The 5027-nt window shown below is 57.1% G+C and carries 11 protein-coding genes; 2 read left to right on the forward strand and 9 right to left on the reverse strand.

What is annotated here, in order from left to right; genetic code table 11:
- The 9 genes from PCLY_RS24870 to PCLY_RS14825 all read right to left on the reverse strand — a co-directional run.
- The coding region (locus PCLY_RS24870) for a virulence factor TspB C-terminal domain-related protein (protein WP_156458605.1) at positions 1-1413 on the reverse strand (1413 nt) is incomplete at its 3' end.
- A 147-nt stretch (positions 1414-1560) separates the two neighbouring features.
- The gene (locus tag PCLY_RS14800; RefSeq protein ID WP_061237388.1) at positions 1561-1767 is read right to left on the reverse strand and encodes a major capsid protein; all 207 of its coding nucleotides are present in this window, start codon (positions 1765-1767) and stop codon (positions 1561-1563) included.
- Positions 1768-1772: 5 nt separating this feature from the next.
- On the reverse strand, positions 1773-1991 hold the full coding sequence (locus tag PCLY_RS14805; RefSeq protein WP_061240412.1) for a hypothetical protein: 219 nt from the start codon (positions 1989-1991) through the stop codon (positions 1773-1775).
- Between the two features lie 8 nt (positions 1992-1999).
- Positions 2000-2179 (reverse strand): hypothetical protein, encoded by a 180-nt coding sequence (locus PCLY_RS14810; protein WP_012018528.1) that lies wholly within the window; start codon positions 2177-2179, stop codon positions 2000-2002.
- 15 nt (positions 2180-2194) lie between these two features.
- Positions 2195-2563 carry a hypothetical protein gene (locus PCLY_RS14815; protein WP_061240413.1) on the reverse strand — a complete coding sequence of 123 codons (369 nt, stop codon included), beginning with the start codon at positions 2561-2563 and terminating at the stop codon, positions 2195-2197.
- Between the two features lie 250 nt (positions 2564-2813).
- Positions 2814-3125, reverse strand: coding sequence for a hypothetical protein (locus tag PCLY_RS14820; protein WP_061240414.1), 312 nt, complete (start codon positions 3123-3125; stop codon positions 2814-2816).
- A 10-nt stretch (positions 3126-3135) separates the two neighbouring features.
- The gene (gene pflM, locus PCLY_RS25030; RefSeq protein ID WP_197432192.1) at positions 3136-3417 is read right to left on the reverse strand and encodes a lysogeny maintenance protein PflM; all 282 of its coding nucleotides are present in this window, start codon (positions 3415-3417) and stop codon (positions 3136-3138) included.
- A gap of 183 nt (positions 3418-3600) precedes the next feature.
- A complete protein-coding gene (locus PCLY_RS25035) occupies positions 3601-3750 on the reverse strand; it encodes a hypothetical protein (protein ID WP_197432193.1) in 150 nt (49 codons plus the stop codon).
- Positions 3747-3962 (reverse strand): hypothetical protein, encoded by a 216-nt coding sequence (locus PCLY_RS14825; protein ID WP_013715705.1) that lies wholly within the window; start codon positions 3960-3962, stop codon positions 3747-3749. The genes PCLY_RS25035 and PCLY_RS14825 overlap by 4 nt, the downstream gene beginning before the upstream one ends.
- Positions 3963-4089: 127 nt before the next feature.
- Here PCLY_RS14825 and PCLY_RS14830 point away from each other — a divergent pair, with 127 nt between their 5' ends.
- Both PCLY_RS14830 and PCLY_RS14835 read left to right on the forward strand, forming a co-directional pair.
- A complete protein-coding gene (locus tag PCLY_RS14830; RefSeq protein ID WP_061240415.1) occupies positions 4090-4365 on the forward strand; it encodes a helix-turn-helix domain-containing protein in 276 nt (91 codons plus the stop codon).
- Positions 4366-4441: 76 nt separating this feature from the next.
- On the forward strand, positions 4442-4975 hold the full coding sequence (locus PCLY_RS14835) for a hypothetical protein (RefSeq protein ID WP_061240416.1): 534 nt from the start codon (positions 4442-4444) through the stop codon (positions 4973-4975).
- Positions 4976-5027: the final 52 nt, after the last annotated feature.

Consider the following 5027-nt stretch of genomic DNA (forward strand, 5'->3'; position numbering starts at 1 on the left):
AGTGACGGCGACGAGAAACGGGCCGAGTGAGCTGGCGAAGGTGCAGAGCGGTTGAAAGGACAGACCGACCGTGCGACCGGCCATGGCGAGGGAAATGACGCGATCAGGTGGGCAGGACGGGGTCAGAAAGCGGGTGCCCTGGCTGATGAAGGACGGCACGTCGATATCACCCTGGCCTTCCTGCAGGTCGAATTGATCGCCTTCCAGCAGGCCCTTGATGGCGTCTTTGTTCTCTTCAAAGTCGTTGGCCTCTTCGAAGTCGCAGCGGGCCTCGTACTGTTGACTGAGGATGGCGCACTGGACGGCATCGCCTTCGCACACCGGCGCGGCTTCGCAGGTCTGGCCACCAGACACGGAGCTTTCGCTTTCCTCTTCCTGCTCTTGTTCGCGCTCTTCCTGGCTTTTGCCGTCCGAGTCAGGACAGCCCGCGCCGGTACAGGTGGTGGACTCGCCACCCGGAGTGCCGTCCGACTTGGTGTGGCTGGTGGTGCTTGAGGTGGTGGTGCTGGTTGAGCACGCATTCACACCACTGCAATTGGTGGTCGTCGTGGTGGTCGTGGTTGTGGTGTCTTTTGAACCGTCCGGATTGGTTTTTTCGGTGACCTCAACCTCGGTGGTTTTGTCGGTCATCTTTGGGCTGGGGGCTTTCGGCTCGCAGCGATATTCACCACCGGCTTCGAACTGGCCGCAGTTCATGTTGCCAATGTCGGTGTACTTTTCCGCCGAATTGCACGAGTAGGTTTGGCTGCCATCGGCGTGAACTACTTTGTTCGTGCACTCGCTGCTTTTCTCAGCTGTCGGGGTGCCGTCGGTAGGCCGTGAACGGATGGCATCGCCACCGGTACAAGAAACCCCATTGCCCTTGTATGTGTAGGTCGCGAAAACCCCGCTGGGGTCACCATTGACGAACCGAGTAACGCTAGTGGGCGGCTGCTGGGTCGAGGCGTATTGGCAGCCGCCATCACAGACCACGCCCGGGGGATCGATCCGGGCACCGACGACACCTCTCCCGGTGAACTCACCCAGCCGATGCTGGTGGCCGACATTGGTGCCGACTGACGATTCACATTTGTTGGGCTCAGGCGTTACGCACTGGCCGTCCACTATTTGTTTGGGCGGGTCGCAGGAAGCATTGCACTGGAAAGAACCGTTATCCCCATTCGGGCAAGTCAACGTAGCGCGATTGACCTGAGCAATGAACATAGCGCCAGGAAGCTCGCAGCGACCGACCGTAGTGGTTTCCTGAATGAAAATGGCCGTGGAGTTGTAGGATTTGCAGGCAGCGGAGCCAGATGAGTGGCGAGATAAGTTGCTTCCAGTCCAATAGGTGATTGTCGAAGCAAAACCAAACTGCCCCCACCCCATAAGGCCCAGGACCAGCAGTAGTCGAAGTAATAAACCTGGCTTGTTCATCGTTAAACCCGCCCAAAGAACACGAGATACAGCGCCAGGACGGTGATGATCAGCACGAAAAGTTGATAGTTCATGGCGGTATCCGGAAAAGAAAACCCCGCCGAGGCGGGGCTTTGCTTGCTTCGGCACATACGTGCAGTTGCTGGGTTACATGGCACGGCGCATGTACTTGAACGCGGCAGCCGCGATCAGCACGACGAGGACCAGGCCACCCAGCTCGACAACGTCGGTCTTGGTGTTGCCCAGTTCGGTGCTCACTTCGGCTGGCAGGGCGGCGTAGGCCTGTTGAGTGGCCAGCAGGCCGACAGCGGCGCAAACGCCGAGCGAACGGCGCAGGGTGCGGATGTGTTTCATGGTTGTTACCTCGATTTCAGGACTTTTTTCAGGACGAGGAACCCGAACACGACAGAGAAGAGAATCATCGCTTCGCCTTGCAGTTCGGATACGTCATCCCAGGTGAGTGCAGAGCCTGTAAGGCCCTGCATTTCAGCGTCTGCGACGGATACCAGTTGGCCTGTGCACAGGAGTTCGCCCGAAGCACCAACCGACCATTCCCCATCGCAGGCGATGAACTTCATGTGCCCCCTTACTCGGCCTGGCTGGGGTCACGGATGACCTCAGCCATGGCGATGCAGTCGGGGCAGATGACGAGGTCGGGCGCCTTGTTCAGATCGGGCAGCAGGTCGGGCTGGGGGGCGGACTGGTTGTAGAGCTGGCCCATGGGCTGGCCACAGCAGTCGCACAGCACGCGATCAACGATCAGCACGGCGGCGCCCTCCCGTTAGGCCTTGGCCGCGTCCGGCTGGGTGCCGGTCGGCTTGGGCTGTTGTTGGGTGCCTTGCGGGGCAGCAGGCTTGCTGGCCTGAGCGGGCTTGGCGGACTCGACGTGCAAGACGATGAACTTGCCCGCGTTCTTGGAGCCGCGATCAATCTCTACGGTGACGCGGACGGTCTCCAGTACATCGAGGCCTTTGCAGGCGGCCCACACTTCGTCCAGGGCGCTTTCGGCTACCTGCATCGAGAGCAGGGAGACGCCCAGGTCCTTTTCGCCGTCCGGTTCGTCGCCCAGGTACAGCTTCACCAGATCCACGTTGTCGAACTTCACGCGCTCAGCGCTGATGAATGCCAATTCCATAGTGGTGCGTGCCATGTTGTGTTTCCTCGCTTGGTTGCGCGGTATTGCGCGGGTTTGCCTTTCAGCAGGCCGAGCGGGTCCACGCGGACAAAATTTGCCTTTTTGTCCGGGGTGGTTTTCTCGACTTGCCGAGGTTTTCAGTTAGCGCCGCTGGTGCAGCGGGTTGTGTTCACACCAAGGGCTTTGCCCTTGTCATCCCACTCTTCGCCAGAGGGTCAGAGGGCAGGGGAGACAAGCGTTCCCCAGCCCTATGCCCCTAGCGTTGTCAGGGTGGTGGGTGTTCAAGGGTGCGCTCCGCCCGTGCCTCCGTTTGGCCGAACGGTGGAGCGTGTTCGGACAAGCCGGGGGCGCGGCCCTTGACCTGTTCGAGGGTGGCGGCGTTGGTCAGATCGCTAGGGGCGCACTGGTGAACGACCTTGGCCATTGCCTGATAGAAGTAGTCGTCTACCGACTCCAGCAGCTCGACGGCTTGCCAAGTGCCGAAGACGCAGCCGACAGCAAAACCGATGAAGCCCCAAGGCGCGGAATGCCAGAGCAGGGCGACCAGATAGCGGCCAGTGCGGAAAGAAACGGTCATGCGCTCACCCCTAGAACGGAAACTCGTCCGTTGGTACGGAGGTGGAGCTTTGAAAGGCAACGCTCCAGAACGCTGGCGGTCGGCGCGGTGGCTTGTGTTTCGCGCAGATGGAAGCCGGCTTCACTTGCCAACGTCCGGTCAATAAGTCCCTGGAGACGTGCACGGGGCGGCAATGGCTGCATGGTGTGGACGGGCAGGGCGCGGGTTGAACCATCGCGCGTCGGGACCAGCAGACAGAGCAGTCGCAGTTGTCGGCGTGCGGCTGGCGAACGTACTGGCTCAGGCCTTTCACTGATCGCCTCCAGCGCTTGGCGCTTTTCGAAGTCGGCGCCTTGCCCGAGGGCGAAGTCGTTGCAGCTGGTGCAGCCGCAGAAGTCGCCACCGCAGTCGCAGCGGTAGTCACCGAAGTGGCCGGATTCGCAGTACGGGCGAACCTGCAGGCAGTCCTGGCAGAGCATGAGGTTGTCTGGCTTGCTCATTGGCTTACCCCCGCGAACAGCACCACGCGGGTTTTGCCGAGCTTTACGCTCTCGACGGCGCCGGTTCTGATCCAGTGCGCGACTTGCTCGACGGCAACACCGGCCAGGGCGGCGAAGGCGGCTTGCGTATAGAAAGGAGGATTCATGCCGTCCACTCCTGTTCCAGCAGCCAGGTGCGGAGCAGGGCGCTGTTGACCATGCGGCGCTTGCCTAGCTTTACGGTGGGGAGAACGCCTTTCATTGCCCAGGCACGCGCGGTGCCGTAGGTCAGGCCATTTCGGTCGGCCCAGGACTCGACGGTTTCCACGTCCTGTTGCGGGCCTATCAGCTTCGAAGGTTCCAGCTCTTCCAGTTCCATGCTCGTTCCGTCACTATTCGTTTCAATGCCAGTGATTCAGCATTGCGTTATCCAAAATGGATGGTGTCGAAACGGATAATGCCATTGTTGATCCATATTGGATATATCAACTATAGATCAAGTGGCTATGATTAAAGAGCGCGTTATAACTATTTTGAAAAGCTCGGGGATTCGGCTTCCCGAGCTTGAGGAGCGCACTGGTATCAGTCGCTACACCTGGAACAACCTGAAGAACACGGCTAGAAAGCGCGAAATCAAGGCAGAGGAGATCGAAGCTATTGTTAAGCTCTTTCCTCAATATGCCTTGTGGGTGGTCAGTGGCGAGGTTGCGCCAGAAGCAGGGCAGACAAGCCCCGAATACGATCAGGCCAATTCAAACTTGTCCAATCAAAACGCGGGATAGCGATTACAACGGAAGTGGCTAGGCGCTGGTTTTCTCGGTGTTGAGATAAAGAAAATCCCGTAAGCAAGGTGGGTATATGGAAATAGAAGAAGGGCTAAGCAATATATTGCTAATTGCAGGACAGCCTTTTTATGAAAAAGTTGATTTCTGGATAGGCTTAGTTGTTGGTCTGGTTGGGGTTGTTTTTTCTATTATGGCTTTCTGGCAAGCAAAGAAAGCTAAAGAGGCAGCAGCCGCTGCTGCTAAGACAGTTAAGATTCAGTCGTTAACTATTGAGTTAACCGAGATCGCACAGAGACTTGACAAGCTTGACTATGATCTTGATTTTCAAAGCGCGAGAGATCTTTTGAACGAGGTTTCGAGAAGGCTTAGAAGGATAATTGCGCCATTTAACGAAAGAGAAGATATAGCTCAGCTAAAAGCAGACTTGATAGCAGTTATTGCGGACGCAAAGACAGCTCTTGAGAATGTGCGACCTCAAACAACAGATGGTCAAGATGCGTTGGTAAATAATATCTATTTTGCGATGCAGGGGCATTTCTCAAGCATAAGCGATATAACTGCAGACATTACAGGCTTGTTTGAGAAGAATTCGATTGAGGCAATATAATGAATAACGAGACTCTGAAGCTAATAAATAATCTCAAAGAAATAGGTAGAAG

Source organism: Ectopseudomonas composti (assembly GCF_001567565.1).
Lineage (GTDB): Bacteria > Pseudomonadota > Gammaproteobacteria > Pseudomonadales > Pseudomonadaceae > Aquipseudomonas > Aquipseudomonas composti_A.

Coding starts and splice junctions, on each gene's coding strand:
- PCLY_RS14800 (WP_061237388.1), bottom strand. CDS start 1,767: ATGAAACACATCCGCACCCTGCGCCGTTCGCTCGGCGTTTGCGCCGCT.
- PCLY_RS14805 (WP_061240412.1), bottom strand. CDS start 1,991: ATGAAGTTCATCGCCTGCGATGGGGAATGGTCGGTTGGTGCTTCGGGC.
- PCLY_RS14815 (WP_061240413.1), bottom strand. CDS start 2,563: ATGGCACGCACCACTATGGAATTGGCATTCATCAGCGCTGAGCGCGTG.
- PCLY_RS14820 (WP_061240414.1), bottom strand. CDS start 3,125: ATGACCGTTTCTTTCCGCACTGGCCGCTATCTGGTCGCCCTGCTCTGG.
- PCLY_RS25035 (WP_197432193.1), bottom strand. CDS start 3,750: ATGAATCCTCCTTTCTATACGCAAGCCGCCTTCGCCGCCCTGGCCGGT.
- PCLY_RS14825 (WP_013715705.1), bottom strand. CDS start 3,962: ATGGAACTGGAAGAGCTGGAACCTTCGAAGCTGATAGGCCCGCAACAG.
- PCLY_RS14830 (WP_061240415.1), top strand. CDS start 4,090: ATGATTAAAGAGCGCGTTATAACTATTTTGAAAAGCTCGGGGATTCGG.
- PCLY_RS14835 (WP_061240416.1), top strand. CDS start 4,442: ATGGAAATAGAAGAAGGGCTAAGCAATATATTGCTAATTGCAGGACAG.